Source organism: Delftia sp. K82 (assembly GCF_002193035.1).
In the GTDB taxonomy this organism is placed as follows: Bacteria; Pseudomonadota; Gammaproteobacteria; order Burkholderiales; family Burkholderiaceae_C; genus Comamonas; species Comamonas acidovorans.
On record NZ_MYFL01000001.1, the window covers coordinates 1,019,100 to 1,033,192 of the forward strand.

Here is a 14,093-nt window from a genome sequence, read left to right on the forward strand (position 1 = left end):
CGTTGCCGTTCAGCGGCTTGTGGCTTTGCGCACGATGGCGCTGAACACCAGGGCCGTCACCAGCAGCGCACAGGCACTGCTGGCCCAGAACGGGGCGGGTGTGCCATGGTGCAGCCAGGCGGGCAGGGCGCTGTCCGTGCCGTAGGCCAGCCAGTATCCGCCGGCCAGTCCGCCACCCCACAGCAGCAGGCAGTAGATGACCAGCGGCGCCACGGTGATGCGGTAGCAGCGCAGCACGAAGAGGCAGAAGGTCTGCACGGCGTCGGCCACATGGTAGGCAGCCACCCAGGCCAGCAGGCTGGCGGTAGTGGCCACCACCTCGGGGTTGCTGCTGTAGATGCGGGCCAGCCCCTCGCGGGACAGGAACAGTGCCGAGGCCAGCACCAGTCCACCCGTTGCCGCAAGCCGCCATCCCATGGTGACAAGGCGGCGCGCCATGGCCTCGTCCCCCGCGCCGCGCCAGTAGCTGATCCGCGCGCTGGTGGCAATCGCCAGCGACAGGGGCACCATGTAGCACAGCGCCGCAAGATTGGCAGCAATCTGGTGGCTGGCCGAGGACAGCGTGCCCTGGCGCGCCACGAACAAGGCCATCAGCGTGAACGAGGTCACCTCCACCAAAATTGCCAGCCCTGCAGGAACGCCCAGCCGAGCGAACTGTGCCAGTTGCGGCCAGTCCGGGGGCTCCATGCGCTGCCACAGCGCCAGGGGCGCATACAGGCGCTGGCTGCGCATCAGCACGAATGCGAGGGCAACCATGGCGTAGTTCACCACCAGCGTGGCCCAGGCACAGCCCTCGGCGCCCAGCGCAGGCAGGCCGGCGCCGCCAAAGGCCAGCCAGATCGACAGGGGAATTTTCAGCAGCAGCGACAGCAGCTGCAGCCAGGTCACCAGCAGGGGGTGGCCCAGCGCCTGGTTCAGTGTGCTGTAGAGGCGAAACAGCAGCGCGGCCGGAAGGCTCCAGGCCAGCACCGAAAGATAGGCCCGCACCTCCACCTGCAGCGGTGGCGGCACATCGGCCCAGCGCAGCAGCGCATCGGGAAACAGCAGCACGCCCATGCCCAGGGCGCAGGCGGCCAGCAGCATGTACATGGCCTGGCGCAGCGTGCGGCCTATGGCCTCGGGCTGTCCGGCGCCGCGATGCTCGGCCCACAGCGGCAGCAGGGCCTGGAAGATGCCCATCAGCGAGACATAGACACTCACGAAGATGGCCGAGCCCACGGACAGCGCTGCCAGCGCTTCTTCAGCGTAGCGGCCCGCCACGATGGTGTCGGTCACGCCGAAGGCCATCACCGCCAGTTGCCCGGCCAGCACGGTCAGCGCGTGCTGGGCGATGGTGCGCCGTTCGGTGCCCAGTGGCGCGCGCGCGGGCTGGCTCATGGCCTGGCCTGGGCGCGGCTCGCCTCGGGCCTGCGCTTCAAGACCAGCAGGAAGTCCTTGCGATCGGTGGGGCGCACCACGCGGGCCACGGTTTCCCAGGTGCCCTGCAGGCGCGCGCTGTGCGGGTCCAGCCAGGTTTCTTCCTCGGCCACCATCCAGTCGCAGCGTGCGGCGCCGGCCATGCTCAGGCGTTGGGTGTCGATGTCGCCGTAAAAGCGCAGCGCCGCAATGTGCGCGCGGGGCAGGCCATAGGTTTGCACGCAGCTGCCGTCCTTGGGCAGTTCGGCCAGCACCTGGCGCATCTGCGGCTCGAAGCTGCGCGCGTGGTCCAGCAGCGGCAGCCACAGCGTCATCAGCAGCAGCCAGCCCAGCGTGGCGCCGCTGGCCGGCAGCACCAGGCTCTTCCAGATGGCGGCGCGGTTGCGCGATGTGCGCCAGGCGACGAGCACGCACCAGGCCAAGGTGGCGGCAACCGCCACGGCGAAGGAGAACACCGAGAATTCCGGCGTGAACTGCGGAGCCAGCCTGGCCACATTGGCGGCCGGCTTGGCGGGAATGCCGGTCTGCAGCGAGAGCCAAATCACCCAGATGGCAATGGCGGCGGCGCTGAAGAACAGCAGGGTGAACCAGTCGATCAAGGCGCTGATGCTGCGGCGCAGCGTCGGCAGGGCAAAGGCTGCCAGCGTGGCGATGGCGGGCAGGCCCAGCAGCAGGGCACGGTCCGCAGGCAGCGTGCTCAGCGAAGCGATCACCGGAATGATGGCGAACCACAGCGGCAGCGCCAGATGGGGATAGCGGCGAGGCGCGGCGATCTGGCGGCGCCAGACCCACAAGGTCCACATGGCCAGCGGCCAGGCCGGCCAGCTGAACCACAGCAGCAGCCTGACCAGGCTTTGCCATTCCTTGGCGGTGCCGCTGTCCACCAGGCGCCAGGCCCATTGGTCCAGCCACCAGGACAGTGCAGCCGCCAGCAGCGTGACGCCCAGCCACAGCGCGGTCCAGATGCGCGCCTCGCGCGGCGCGGGCGAGGGCTCGTCACCCCAGGTGCGCGAGAAAAACGCCATGGTCGCACCGCCCAGGCCGAACAGCGTGGCCACGGTGGGCGCGCCGCTCAGCGCCAAGCCTGGCAGGCCCAGCAGCAGCGCCAGCATGGCGGTGCGGCCGTGGTAGGGCATGGCTGCGGCGGCAAAGAACAGCAGGGCCGCGCAGCCGAGCTGGGTCATGTAGCTGGTGGTTTCATGGGAAAGCTGGGCCAGGCCCAGGCAGGCCACCAGGGCCAGCAGGCCGCCATCGGCCATGGCGCGCGCATAGTCGGTGGGCTGTGCCTCGCCGCCAAAGGCAAAGGCCACGGGGCGCGCGCCCGGCGTGCGCGCCAGGTAGTACACGCCCCACCAGGTGGCCGTCAGCGTGAGCACCAGCATGGCGATGAAGGGCAGGCGTGCCGCCATCTCCAGATTCAGCCAGGAAGGCGCTCCCTGCATGGCCAGCGCGCCAAGCCAGTACGACAGCAGGCCCTCGGATTCGGGCAGCAGGCCCGCCATGCGCGGTGCCAGCCACGAGGTATGGCCCAGGGCCAGCTCCCGCATGTAGCCGAAGGCCTCCATGTCGGCCATGCGCCAGGGGCTGCGCCCCACATATCCGGGCACGACATAGGCCAGACACAGCAGCAGCAGCGACCAGCGGGGCAGGCGGCGCACGGCGCTTTGGGCAACGATGGCAGGGGTGGGCTGGTTCACTCACAGGACTTTCTGCAACGGAGGGCGCAAGAATACGCGAAGCAAGGGCCTCGAAAAGCGTGGAACATGGCTGGCCGGCAGGGATTGGCCGGACTGCGAAAAACAAAAGGGCAGCGCGGTTGCCCGTGCTGCCCTTCTGGCCGGAGAAGCAGAATTTACTTCTTGCCGAAACGGTTGCGGAAGCGCTCCACACGGCCGCCCATGTTGTCCACCGACTTTTGCGTGCCGGTGTAGAACGGGTGCGACTCGGACGAGGTGTCCAGCTTGAACAGGGGGTAGTCCTTGCCTTCGAAGGTGTCGGTTTCCTTCGTGTTCACGCAGGAGCGGGTCACGAACTTGAAGCCGTTGGACAGGTCCACGAACAGAACTTCGCGGTAGTTGGGGTGGATGCCTTCTTTCATGATCTTTCCTTCTGATGCAAGTGCGGTAGCCGTGCCTGACCCGCTGCAACCTTTGTAGCGGTTCAAATCAAGCGTACTTTCCGCAAGAAAAAGCCCTGCATTATCGCATAGTGCTCAGTTGCGTGCCAAGCTAGGCGGGCCTGGGCCCCGTGTACGCAGCGCGTGGCCGAATGATCTGCCGTGTGGCGCGCTGCTCCAGCGCCTGTGCCAGCCAGCCTGCGCAGCGGCCCAGCGCGAACAGCCCGAAGGCGCTGCCCGCCGGCAACTGCAGGTGCCGCCGCAGGGCCACCAATGCGAAATCGACCGAAGGGGCCAGGCCAGTGAGTGCCATCACTTCGGCCGCCAAGGCCGCCGCCGGTCCCTGCCTGGGCAGCATTTCCAGCAACAGGGCGGCGCGCACATCGCCTTCGGGGTAGAGGTGGTGGCCGAAGCCGGGCAGGGTCTCGCCGCGCGCCAGGCGCTGGCGCAGGCGTGCCGGGGCCTGCGCCTCGCCCAGCTCGTCCCAGAGCGCCTCGACGCGCGCGGTCGTGCCGCCGTGGCGCCCGCCCGTCAGGGCGGCAAGGCCTCCCACCACGGCCGCCCGCAGGCTGGCGCCCGTGGATGCCACGCAGCGCGCCGTGAAGCCGGAGGCGTTGAGTTCATGGTCGGCGCACAGCACCAGGGCCATGCGCACCAGGTCGGCGCCTTGTGCGTCCAGCGCCCAGGCCTGGGCGCATTGCAGGTGGATGGGGGTCTTGTCCGGCGCCGTGCCCAGCAGGCAGGCTGCCAGCAGGCGCAGGAGCGCTCCGCAGCCTGCTGCCAGCCGTTCTGGCGATTGCTGCCATGCGGCAGTGGCCGCGTCATCGCTGGCGACGGTGAACAGCGGCAGCAGCGTGTTTTCGCAAGGCTGGCCGGCCATGCGCTGCTGCAGGTCGGGCAACACAGGGGCGGCCTCCACGGCGTGTGCGGCGAAGGCGGCATTGGCCGGGTATTGCCAGAGCAGGGCGGCGGTCTCTTCCAGCGTGTGCGAGCGTGCCCAGTCCACGGCGTCCTCGCCACGGTAGTAAAGGCGGCCCTGTTCTATCAGCGTGATCGATGACTCCAGCACCGGCAGGCCCCAGTTGAGCGCGGCCTGGGCGACTTCGCGGGGTTTGCGGCCCTGGCCGCGCTGGCGCGCGAGCTGCTCGACCTCTTCGCGCAGGTAGCGGCTTTCGCGCGGCGTGTCTGCCGCATGGGCATGGAGCAGACCCCGGCTGACATAGGCATACAGCGTGGCGCGGCTCACGCCCAGCAGTGCGGTGGCTTCGGTCGAGTTCAGGTAGTCGGGCATGGATGTGATGATATGTTGATTTATTTAATCAATATTGACAATATTTTCTGGAAATCTATGGTGCGGGTTCCAACCCTTGTTTCCGTTGCCAGGAGTGCTCCATGTCCAGTCTTCCGTCCCCTTGCGCTTTTGATCACTGCGCCGCCCAGATCTGGGCGGCACTGGAAGGTGCCCAAGGCGCGCTGCACCGTCTGGAGATGCGCGGGCAAGGTGCCTTGGCCTCTGTGTTCCCGGTCTCCGATCTGGCGGCGGCCAGCCTGGGTGTGGCAGGCCTTGCCATCTCCGAGCTGGTGGCCGAATGCGGCGCTGCCGCGCCGCAGGTGGTGGTGGACCGCAGGCTCGCGTCCCTGTGGTTTGGCAGCAGCCTGCATCCACTGGGCTGGGAGATGCCCGCGCTGTGGGACGCCGTGGCCGGTGACTACCGGACGGCCGATGGCTGGATCCGCCTGCATACCAATGCGCCCCACCACCGCGCAGCAGCACTGGCCGTGCTCGACACGCCGGCTGATCGGGAGGCTGTAGCGACGGCGGTCAGCCGCTGGACGGCGCATGAATTGGAGTCGGCCGTTGTCGCGCAGGGTGGCTGTGCCGCCGCCATGCGTGGGCTGGCTGCCTGGGCTGCGCATCCGCAGGGGCAGGCCGTGCAGCAGGAGCCTTTGCTGGCGTGGCAGGTGCATCCGCAGCCGGGCCGGGCCTTCAGTTTCAGTGCTGATGCGTGGCAGCCATCGGCGCAGCGGCCGCTGCAGGGGCTGCGCGTGCTGGATCTGACGCGCATCCTGGCCGGTCCCGCCGCCACGCGCTGGCTGGCGGGCCATGGTGCCGAGGTGCTGCGCATCGATCCGCCCGGTTGGGAGGAGCCGGGTACGGTGCCTGAAGTCACGCTGGGCAAGCGCTGTGCCCGGCTGGACCTGCGGGCGCCCCAGGATCGTGCCGTGTTCGAGCAACTGCTGGCCGGCGCCGACGTGCTGGTCCATGGTTACCGGGACGGTGCGCTGGAGGGGCTGGGATTCGGGGCCGCGTGGCGCCGTCGGCTGAATCCCTCGCTCATCGATGTATCGCTCAACGCCTATGGATGGAGCGGGCCCTGGCAGCAGCGGCGCGGATTCGACAGCCTGGTGCAGATGAGCGCCGGCATTGCCGATGCAGGCATGCACCGGCTGGGCCGTGACCGGCCCACGCCGCTGCCGCTGCAGGCGCTGGACCACGCCACCGGCTATCTGATGGCTGCCGCTGTGGTGATGGCACTGGTACGGCGCATGCAGGGGCAGGGCGGCAGCACGGTGCGCGCCTCGTTGGCGCGCACGGCCCATCTTCTGGCGGGACATGGCGTAGGCGACCCGGATGCCTGCCCGCTGGCGCCGGTGAACGGTGCCGAGGATTTCAGCGCGGCGATCGAGGCGACCTCCTGGGGCGCGGCGCGGCGCCTGCGGACGCCGGTGGAGGTGGCGGGTGCGCCCATGCATTGGGAGCGCGCGGCCTGTGCGCTGGGCACGTCTGCCGCAGCGTGGTGAGACGGGCGGCTGGAACGCAAAACGCCCCGCGTGAGCGAGGCGTCTGTGGGGGCCGTGGGCTGGATCTCTGCGATCAGCCGCCGCGGCGCATCATGTCGAAGAAGTCCACGTTGGTCTTCGTGGCCCGCATGTTCTTGATCATCAGCTCCATGGCCTCGATCTCGTCCATGTTGTACATGAACTGGCGCAGGATGCGGGTCTTTTGCAGGATCTCGGGAGCCAGCAGCAGTTCTTCGCGGCGTGTGCCGCTCTTGTTGAGTTCGATGGCGGGGAACACGCGCTTCTCGTAGAGGCGGCGGTTCAGGGCCAGTTCGCTGTTGCCCGTGCCCTTGAACTCTTCGAAGATCACTTCGTCCATGCGGCTGCCGGTATCGACCAGGGCCGTGGCGATGATGGTCAGCGAGCCGCCTTCTTCCACATTGCGTGCCGCGCCGAAGAAGCGCTTGGGACGCTGCAGGGCGTTGGAGTCCACGCCGCCCGACAGCACCTTGCCCGACGAGGGCACGACGTTGTTGTAGGCGCGGGCCAGGCGGGTGATGGAGTCCAGCAGGATGACCACGTCCTTCTTGAGCTCGACCAGGCGCTTGGCGCGCTCGATCACCATCTCGGCCACGTGCACGTGGCGCGTGGCGGGCTCGTCGAAGGTGGAGGCGATGATTTCGCCCTTGACCGAGCGCTGCATCTCGGTCACTTCTTCGGGGCGCTCATCGACCAGCAGCACCATCAGGTGCACGTCGGGATGGTTGGCCGTGATGGAATGGGCGATGCTCTGCATCATCATGGTCTTGCCGCTCTTGGGCGGTGCGACGATCAGCGCGCGCTGGCCGCGGCCGATGGGGGCGATGATGTCGATGATGCGGCCGGTGATGTTCTCCTCACCCTTGATCTCGCGCTCCAGGCGCAGCTGCTGGGTGGGGAACAGGGGGGTCAGATTCTCGAACAGCACCTTGTGCTTGTTCTGCTCGGGCGAGCCGCCGTTGACGGAGTCGAGCTTGGTCAGTGCGAAGTAGCGCTCGCCATCCTTGGGCGTGCGCACTTCACCTTCGATCATGTCGCCGGTGTGCAGGTTGAAGCGGCGGACCTGGCTGGGCGAGATGTAGATGTCGTCGGTGCTGGCCGTATAGCTGGTGTCGGGGCTGCGCAGAAAGCCGAAACCGTCCGGCAGGATTTCCAGCACGCCGTCGGCGAACACTTGTTCGCCTGCCTTGGCTCGCTTTTTGATGATGGCGAACATCAACTCTTGCTTGCGCATGCGACCGACGTTTTCGATCTCAAGCGCTTCGGCCTGCTTCAGGACTTCAGACACGTGCAGTGCCTTGAGTTCATTAAGGTGCATGGAGTGACTCCAGAACGGAGTGGAAAGAAACCAGGGGAAGGCGTTGAGCCAAGCGAAACACTGTGGAAGTGGGCTGGCTTGCCTGAGGGTCTCAGCGCGGCCTTCAATGCATAAGGCCGGTGATGAAGGGCATTATGACAGGAAAAAATCCGAAGGTCACAGGGAAATTTGCGCTGGCGCCTCGTTTATGCGCCAGTGCGATGCGGTGCTGCGGCCAACGCCGGCCCGCATCTGTGACGGCCCCGTGTGCGGGGCCGTCGGGGGAATCAGGCCAGGTGCTGTTCCAGGAAAGCGGACAGCTGTGCCTTGTTGAGGGCGCCCACCTTGGTGGCGGCAAGCTGGCCATCCTTGAACAGCATCAGCGTGGGAATGCCGCGGATGCCGAACTTGGCAGGAATCTCGCGGTTCTCGTCCACATTCATCTTGGCGATGGACAGCTTTTCCTTGTAGGTCTGCGCTGCTTCGTCGAGGATGGGGGCGATCATCTTGCAGGGGCCGCACCATTCGGCCCAGTAATCGACCAGCACCGTGGTGCCAGGCTGCAAGACGTCGGCTTCAAAGCTTGCGTCGGAGATGTGTTTGATCAGTTCGCTGGCCATGGGTGGAGTCCTTGATTTTTCGCAATGAGGAAGGCGCAGGAAAATCCGCACCGCAAAAAGATTGTGACAGAAACCTATCACCTGCTGCACCGTATGGGCGGTAGCTCAATGCTATGACTGTCATAGCTGTTTATGGGGTGGCGACAGGGTTGCCGGGACTCCGGGAATTAGTGGCGCCTGCGCGCAGACCGGCCTGCGGCAGGGTATTCTGCGCGCCCGCGCTGCAGGCATATGTGCCGGCCGGCAGCGCCAAGTTGAATGCGAGCATGGAATGGAAACTGATGTGATGGATGCTTTTGAACCCGGTGCGGCAGCGCGCACGATGGACTGCGATGTGGCGGTGATCGGTGCGGGGCCTGCGGGCCTGATGGCGGCCGAAGGGCTGGCCGGCAAGGGGCTGGATGTCCATGTGTTCGAGGCCAAGTCCTCCGCTGGGCGCAAGTTCCTCATGGCAGGCAAGGGCGGGCTCAACCTGACCCATTCCGAAAACCTGCCCGCCTTTGTCTCCCGCTACGGCGAGCGCAGTGCCGAGGTGTCGCGCTGGCTGGAGCTGCTGTCGCCGGATCAACTGCGTGCCTGGGCCGGTGAACTGGGCGTGGAAACCTTTGTGGGCAGCTCGGGCCGCGTATTCCCCAAGGACATGAAGGCTGCGCCCTTGCTGCGTGCCTGGCTGGTGCGTCTGCAGACCCAGGGCGTGGTGCTGCACACGCGCCACCGCTGGGTGGGCTGGCAAGACGGCGATGCGCTGGGCTTTGATACACCCGAAGGGCGGCTGCAGGTGCGGGCAAGGGCCGTTGTGCTGGCATTGGGCGGTGGCAGCTGGGCGCGCCTGGGCTCGGATGGCGCCTGGCTGCCCTTGCTGGAGCAGCGCGGTGTTGAAGTCGCTGCGTTGAAGCCTTCCAACTGCGGGTTCGATGTGGGTCTGGATGGCGCGGCCTCGGGCGGACAGATCGATCGCCGGGAGTTCATGGCCGAGCTGCTGGGCGCCAGCCCCCAGCCTGCGCGCGGCTGGAGTCCTTATTTCACCGAGCGCTTTGCGGGCCAGCCCTTCAAGTCGGTGGCGCTGTCCTTTGATGATGGCAAGGGCCATGTTTTCTCGCGCAAGGGCGAATTCATTGCCACGACCACGGGCGTGGAAGGCAGCCTGATCTATGCCGTCTCTGCGGCGCTGCGCGAAGCCATTGCGCGCGACGGGCAGGCCACCGTCCATCTCGACCTGCTGCCCCAGTTGACGCCCGAGCGCGTGCTGGTGGAAGTGCGCCATCCGCGCGGCTCGCGCAGCCTGGCCAGCCATCTGAAGGGGCGCCTGGGCCTGGACGGCATCAAGGCCGCCGTGTTGCATGAGGTGCTGGGCAAGGAAGGTGTGGGCGACCCTGTGCGGCTGGCCCATGCCATCAAGGCCCTGCCCATCACCGTGGTGGCGGCCCGACCCATTGACGAGGCCATCAGCACGGCAGGCGGCGTGCGGCTGGAAGCTCTGGACGCCAACGGCATGTGCGCAGCCGCTCCTGGCGTTTTCTGCGCCGGCGAGATGCTGGACTGGGAGGCTCCCACGGGCGGCTACCTGCTGACGGCGTGCATGGCCAGCGGCCTGCAGGCGGCGCAAGGCGTTGCGCGCTATCTCAAGGTGGATGGCGCAGAGCGTTAAGGAGGAGTGGGTGCCGCAGCGGGCCTGGACGGGGCAGGCGCCCGCAGGGCCTGCTGTTCAATGAAGGTGACGAGCCTTGCCCTCGGCACTGGTTTCACGGTTAGGGCTGCTTGGTTCCCCACCTGACCCGGTTGGCCGCTTCCCCATGCGAGGAGGCCCGTCACTCTCGATTATAGGGGCAAACACCGGGCCGCCCGGACGACATGGCCGGCCAAACCCGGGTCGCCTCAGGCAAGGGCGCCCAGCCCCGTAGAATCGCGGGATGTCTTATCTTGTGCTGGCCCGCAAATACCGCCCCCGCAATTTCTCTGAAATGGTGGGGCAGGAGCATGTCGTTCAGGCGCTCACCAATGCCCTGACGCAGCAGCGCCTGCACCATGCCTATCTGTTCACCGGCACGCGCGGCGTGGGCAAGACCACGGTCTCGCGCATTCTGGCCAAGTCGCTCAACTGCCAGGGCGCCGATGGCCAGGGCGGCATCACGGCAACGCCCTGCGGCGTCTGTGCGGCCTGTACCGAAATCGACAGCGGGCGCTTTCCCGACTACACGGAGCTGGACGCTGCCTCCAACCGTGGCGTGGACGAGGTGCAGAGCCTGCTGGAGCAGGCTGTCTACAAGCCGGTGCAGGGACGCTTCAAGGTCTTCATGATCGACGAAGTGCACATGCTCACGAACACGGCCTTCAACGCCATGCTCAAGACGCTGGAGGAGCCGCCCGAATACCTGAAGTTCGTGCTGGCCACCACTGATCCGCAGAAGGTGCCCGTGACCGTGCTCAGCCGCTGCCTGCAGTTCAACCTGCGGCCCATGGCGCCCGAGACCGTGCTGGAGCATCTGGGCCAGGTGCTGGGGCAGGAAGGCGTGGCCTCCGAGCCCCAGGCCCTGCGCCTGCTGTCGCGCGCCGCGCGTGGCTCCATGCGCGATGCGCTGTCGCTGACCGACCAGGCGATTGCCTTTGGCAGCGGACAGCTGCAGGAGGCCACGGTGCGCCAGATGCTGGGCAGCGTGGACCGCAGCCATGTGTTCCGCCTGATCGAGGCACTTGCCCAGGCCGATGGCCAGGTGGTGGTGGAAACCTCCGAGGCGCTGCGCCGCAATGGCCTGTCCGCCGCCTCCACGCTGGAGGAAATGTGCGCCGTGCTGCAGCGCATGGCCGTGGCACAGGCCGTGCCGCAGATGGCCGCCGACGCCAGCGATCCAGAGGCCGCAGAGATCGCCCGCCTTGCGGTGCTGATGCCGCGCGACGAAACCCAGCTGCTCTACAGCATCTGTCTGCATGGCCGGGCCGAACTGGGCCTGGCACCCGACGAGTACGCGGCGCTGACCATGGCGCTGCTGCGGCTGCTGGCGTTCAAGCCGCAATCTGCAGAGCCCGCCCCGGGCGCGGCTGAAAAAAAAACTCCAGCGCTGACCCCCTCCACGGCGAAGCCTGAATCTCCCGCGCCCGTGGCGCAGACGCGGCCCGCACAGCCCGCTGTGCCCGAGGCTCCCGCTGTGCCAGCCAAGGCGGCCATGCCCGTCCCGGTCGCGCCTCCTGCTCCTGTCGCGCCTGTCGCATCTCCCGCGACCGCTGCGCCCGCCGTGGTCGCTCCCGTGGTGCAAGCCGTTGCGGCTCCAGCGCCTGTTCAGGCGCCCGTGGCCGTGGCCGCAGTTGCCAGGCCGGAACCTGTGCTTGCGCCTGTCCAGGAGGCCAGGCCTTCCGCTGCTCCAGAGGTGAAGCCGGCCGCCGGTGTCGCCCAAGAGCCCCTGGACGAGCCTGTGGACGAGCCCGTGGACGATGTGCAGGAAGACGAAGACTCTTCTGCCGATGAGGCGCCGCAGGCGCAGGATGCCGATGCACCGGACGAGGGTGCCTGGGCCGGGATGCCCGATGAAGGCTGGGCCGACGAAGGCCGCTGGAGCGATGACGGAGATCTGGCCCTGGAGCCGCCTGCCGCTGCCGTGGCACGGCAGGCCGAACCGCAGATCGACACTCAGATCGATGTGCAGGACTTCGCTCCCGAACGTGGCCGCCAGTCCCCCGCTGCGCCTCCCGCGCCGACCGTGGAGCGCACGCCCGATGGCGATGTCTGGCACGCTGCCGTCCAGCAACTGGTGCAGGCCGAGGCCGTCACGGCGCTGGCACGGCAGCTGGCGCTGCAGTCGCAACTGGTAGCACGCGATGGCGATGCATGGACGCTGCGCGTGGAAAGCAGCTCGCTGGCGCAGCCCGCCACGCGCGAGCGCCTGCGTGCGGCGCTGGAGGCCGCTGGCCTGGCGCGGCAACTGCATGTCGAGCAGGGCGCCGTGGCAGACAGCCCCGCGCGGCGCAATGCGGTGGCCAGCCATGAGCGCCAGCGCATTGCAGAAGACATCGTGATGAATCATTCTCTGGTGCAGACCCTGATCCGCAGCCATGGCGCGAAAATCGTGCCCGGCAGTATCAAGCCCGTATCCATTCAGCCCTGACACGCTCTAGAGCGTTTCGTTTTTACCCTACAGAAGAAGGAACTCACATGTTCAACAAAGGACAACTGGCCGGCCTGATGAAGCAAGCCCAGGCCATGCAGGACAACCTCAAGAAGGCCCAGGATGAACTGGGCAACATCGAGGTGGAAGGCGAGTCTGGCGCGGGCCTCGTGAAGGTGGTCATGACCTGCAAGCACGATGTCAAGCGCATCACCATCGACCCCAGCCTGCTGGCCGAGGACAAGGACATGCTGGAAGACCTGGTGGCTGCCGCCTTCAACGCCGCCGTGCGCAAGGCCGAAGAGACTTCCAACGAGAAGATGGGCAAGCTCACGGCCGGCATGCCCGGCCTGCCGGGCGGCATGAAGTTCCCGTTCTGAGGCAGGCCCCAGCGGTTGTGCCGAACAGCCTGGAGAGGCCATGCCGGCTTCTCCTGCTGCCCACTCGTGTGGAGTGGCCATCGAGCGATCTGCCCCTGCAGATCGCTTTTTTTCTGAGACCCTTCTCCATTGAAAGGAAGCTGCCATGTCGGACGTGCAATCGCTCGATGGCCTGATCGAGGCCTTGCGCAGGCTCCCGGGTGTGGGCATCAAGTCGGCGCAGCGCATGGCCTTCCACCTGCTGCAGCGCGACCAGGACGGCGCGCGGCAACTGGCCCGTGCCCTGACCATGGCCGTGGAGTCGGTCACCCACTGCGAGCGCTGCCATACCTTCACCGAAGGCCGCATCTGCTCCATCTGCCAGGATGAAGGGCGCGACGCGGCCCGGCTGTGCGTGGTGGAGGCGCCCGCCGATATGGCGGCCATGGAGCGCACGGGTGCCTACCAGGGCTATTACTACGTGCTGATGGGGCGGCTGTCGCCACTCGACGGCATAGGTCCGCGCGATCTGAACCTGTCATCCCTGCTGGAGCGTGCCGGCGACGGCAAGGTGCAGGAGGTGATCCTGGCCACCAGCTTCACGGCGGAAGGCGAGGCCACGGCCCATGCGATCAGCGAGGCCCTGAAGGCGCGCGGCATCCATGTGACGCGCCTGGCGCGCGGCGTGCCCATAGGCAGCGAACTCGAATACGTGGACCTGGGTACGATCGCCCATGCGCTGGTGGACCGCCGGTAGTGGCCGAGGCGGCTGGCGTTTCTTGTCTATTCATCAGGAGCCTGTATGCCGACCTCTGTCATCCTGCCGCCCGGCGGCTTCTCCATAGCGCATTGGTGCCTGCTGGTGGCGGCCCTGCTGCCGCTGGCCTGCGCCTACATCGCCAAGGCGCCCGGCATGAAGCACCGGCCGGGGCAGCGCGGTTTCGACAACCACGAACCCCGGGCCTGGCTGGCGCAGCAGACGGGCTACCAGGCACGGGCCAACGCGGCGCAGGCCAATAGCTTCGAGTGCCTGCCTTTCTTCATTGGCGCCTTGCTGGTTGCCTGGCAATTGGGTGCACCGTCCGCGCGTGTCGATGGCCTGGCCGTGGCCTTTGTTGTGTTGCGCATTGCCTACATCGCCTTCTATGTGACGGACCGCGCCACGCTGCGCAGTCTGGCCTGGGCGCTGGCGCTGGTGGTGAATCTGCTGCTGTTTTTCGCGGGCTACCGCTGAGGCCTGGGTGAGGCCTGGGTGAGGGCCGGGCGCGTGTTCATCGCGCGCCGTGCTGGCCCTGAAGCCTACGGTGTTTCACATACGGGCAAGCACCGATGCTGTGCATGCGGGCTCTGGGCATGATCGTGTTGCAC

Annotated in this window: 12 protein-coding genes and 1 other RNA gene; 6 read left to right on the plus strand and 7 right to left on the minus strand. The window is 67.2% G+C overall.

Features of this window, described 5'->3' with window-relative positions:
• Nucleotides 1–9: 9 nt before the first annotated feature.
• The 4 genes from KDK82_RS04435 to KDK82_RS04450 form a co-directional block, all read right to left on the minus strand.
• Complete coding sequence (locus KDK82_RS04435; protein ID WP_088164113.1) at nucleotides 10–1,377, minus strand: MATE family efflux transporter; 1,368 nt, start codon at nucleotides 1,375–1,377, stop codon at nucleotides 10–12.
• A complete protein-coding gene (locus KDK82_RS04440) occupies nucleotides 1,374–3,113 on the minus strand; it encodes a hypothetical protein (RefSeq protein WP_088164114.1) in 1,740 nt (579 codons plus the stop codon). Before KDK82_RS04440 ends, KDK82_RS04435 begins: the two co-directional genes overlap by 4 nt.
• A 155-nt stretch (nucleotides 3,114–3,268) precedes the next feature.
• Nucleotides 3,269–3,514, minus strand: coding sequence for a type B 50S ribosomal protein L31 (locus tag KDK82_RS04445; protein ID WP_013801474.1), 246 nt, complete (start codon nucleotides 3,512–3,514; stop codon nucleotides 3,269–3,271).
• A gap of 130 nt (nucleotides 3,515–3,644) precedes the next feature.
• Nucleotides 3,645–4,823 (minus strand): citrate synthase family protein, encoded by a 1,179-nt coding sequence (locus tag KDK82_RS04450; RefSeq protein WP_088164115.1) that lies wholly within the window; start codon nucleotides 4,821–4,823, stop codon nucleotides 3,645–3,647.
• A 101-nt stretch (nucleotides 4,824–4,924) separates the two neighbouring features.
• On the opposite strand from KDK82_RS04450, the gene KDK82_RS04455 reads away from it, so the two are divergent.
• Entirely contained in the window at nucleotides 4,925–6,334 is a 1,410-nt protein-coding gene (locus tag KDK82_RS04455; RefSeq protein WP_088164116.1) for a CoA transferase, read from the plus strand.
• 73 nt (nucleotides 6,335–6,407) lie between these two features.
• Here KDK82_RS04455 and rho read toward each other — a convergent pair whose 3' ends face one another.
• Both rho and trxA read right to left on the minus strand, forming a co-directional pair.
• Nucleotides 6,408–7,670 (minus strand): transcription termination factor Rho, encoded by a 1,263-nt coding sequence (rho, locus tag KDK82_RS04460; protein WP_012206705.1) that lies wholly within the window; start codon nucleotides 7,668–7,670, stop codon nucleotides 6,408–6,410.
• 266 nt (nucleotides 7,671–7,936) lie between these two features.
• Nucleotides 7,937–8,269 carry a thioredoxin TrxA gene (trxA, locus tag KDK82_RS04465; protein ID WP_012206704.1) on the minus strand — a complete coding sequence of 111 codons (333 nt, stop codon included), beginning with the start codon at nucleotides 8,267–8,269 and terminating at the stop codon, nucleotides 7,937–7,939.
• A gap of 271 nt (nucleotides 8,270–8,540) precedes the next feature.
• Between trxA and KDK82_RS04470 the strand changes: the two genes are divergently transcribed.
• Nucleotides 8,541–9,917 carry a TIGR03862 family flavoprotein gene (locus KDK82_RS04470; RefSeq protein ID WP_088164117.1) on the plus strand — a complete coding sequence of 459 codons (1,377 nt, stop codon included), beginning with the start codon at nucleotides 8,541–8,543 and terminating at the stop codon, nucleotides 9,915–9,917.
• Nucleotides 9,918–9,982: 65 nt separating this feature from the next.
• On the opposite strand, the gene ffs is transcribed toward KDK82_RS04470, so the two are convergent.
• Nucleotides 9,983–10,079: signal recognition particle sRNA small type (gene ffs / locus KDK82_RS04475), an RNA gene on the minus strand.
• A 100-nt stretch (nucleotides 10,080–10,179) separates the two neighbouring features.
• Between ffs and dnaX the strand changes: the two genes are divergently transcribed.
• The 4 genes from dnaX to KDK82_RS04495 all read left to right on the plus strand — a co-directional run bounded on the left by dnaX (nucleotide 10,180) and on the right by KDK82_RS04495 (nucleotide 13,959).
• Entirely contained in the window at nucleotides 10,180–12,366 is a 2,187-nt protein-coding gene (gene dnaX, locus KDK82_RS04480) for a DNA polymerase III subunit gamma/tau (protein WP_088164118.1), read from the plus strand.
• 47 nt (nucleotides 12,367–12,413) lie between these two features.
• Nucleotides 12,414–12,746: a YbaB/EbfC family nucleoid-associated protein gene (locus tag KDK82_RS04485; protein ID WP_012206701.1), complete on the plus strand. Its 333-nt coding sequence runs from the start codon at nucleotides 12,414–12,416 to the stop codon at nucleotides 12,744–12,746.
• Between the two features lie 145 nt (nucleotides 12,747–12,891).
• Entirely contained in the window at nucleotides 12,892–13,482 is a 591-nt protein-coding gene (gene recR, locus KDK82_RS04490) for a recombination mediator RecR (protein WP_034396114.1), read from the plus strand.
• A 45-nt stretch (nucleotides 13,483–13,527) separates the two neighbouring features.
• A complete protein-coding gene (locus KDK82_RS04495; protein ID WP_012206699.1) occupies nucleotides 13,528–13,959 on the plus strand; it encodes an MAPEG family protein in 432 nt (143 codons plus the stop codon).
• Nucleotides 13,960–14,093: the final 134 nt, after the last annotated feature.

What these genes read in the sequence shown, in the direction of transcription:
- KDK82_RS04455 (WP_088164116.1), top strand. Translation starts at nt 4,925, where the DNA reads ATGTCCAGTCTTCCGTCCCCTTGCGCTTTTGATCACTGCGCCGCCCAG.
- KDK82_RS04445 (WP_013801474.1), bottom strand. Translation starts at nt 3,514, where the DNA reads ATGAAAGAAGGCATCCACCCCAACTACCGCGAAGTTCTGTTCGTGGAC.
- KDK82_RS04495 (WP_012206699.1), top strand. Translation starts at nt 13,528, where the DNA reads ATGCCGACCTCTGTCATCCTGCCGCCCGGCGGCTTCTCCATAGCGCAT.
- KDK82_RS04450 (WP_088164115.1), bottom strand. Translation starts at nt 4,823, where the DNA reads ATGCCCGACTACCTGAACTCGACCGAAGCCACCGCACTGCTGGGCGTG.
- trxA (WP_012206704.1), bottom strand. Translation starts at nt 8,269, where the DNA reads ATGGCCAGCGAACTGATCAAACACATCTCCGACGCAAGCTTTGAAGCC.
- dnaX (WP_088164118.1), top strand. Translation starts at nt 10,180, where the DNA reads ATGTCTTATCTTGTGCTGGCCCGCAAATACCGCCCCCGCAATTTCTCT.
- KDK82_RS04485 (WP_012206701.1), top strand. Translation starts at nt 12,414, where the DNA reads ATGTTCAACAAAGGACAACTGGCCGGCCTGATGAAGCAAGCCCAGGCC.
- rho (WP_012206705.1), bottom strand. Translation starts at nt 7,670, where the DNA reads ATGCACCTTAATGAACTCAAGGCACTGCACGTGTCTGAAGTCCTGAAG.
- recR (WP_034396114.1), top strand. Translation starts at nt 12,892, where the DNA reads ATGTCGGACGTGCAATCGCTCGATGGCCTGATCGAGGCCTTGCGCAGG.
- KDK82_RS04470 (WP_088164117.1), top strand. Translation starts at nt 8,541, where the DNA reads ATGGAAACTGATGTGATGGATGCTTTTGAACCCGGTGCGGCAGCGCGC.
- KDK82_RS04435 (WP_088164113.1), bottom strand. Translation starts at nt 1,377, where the DNA reads ATGAGCCAGCCCGCGCGCGCGCCACTGGGCACCGAACGGCGCACCATC.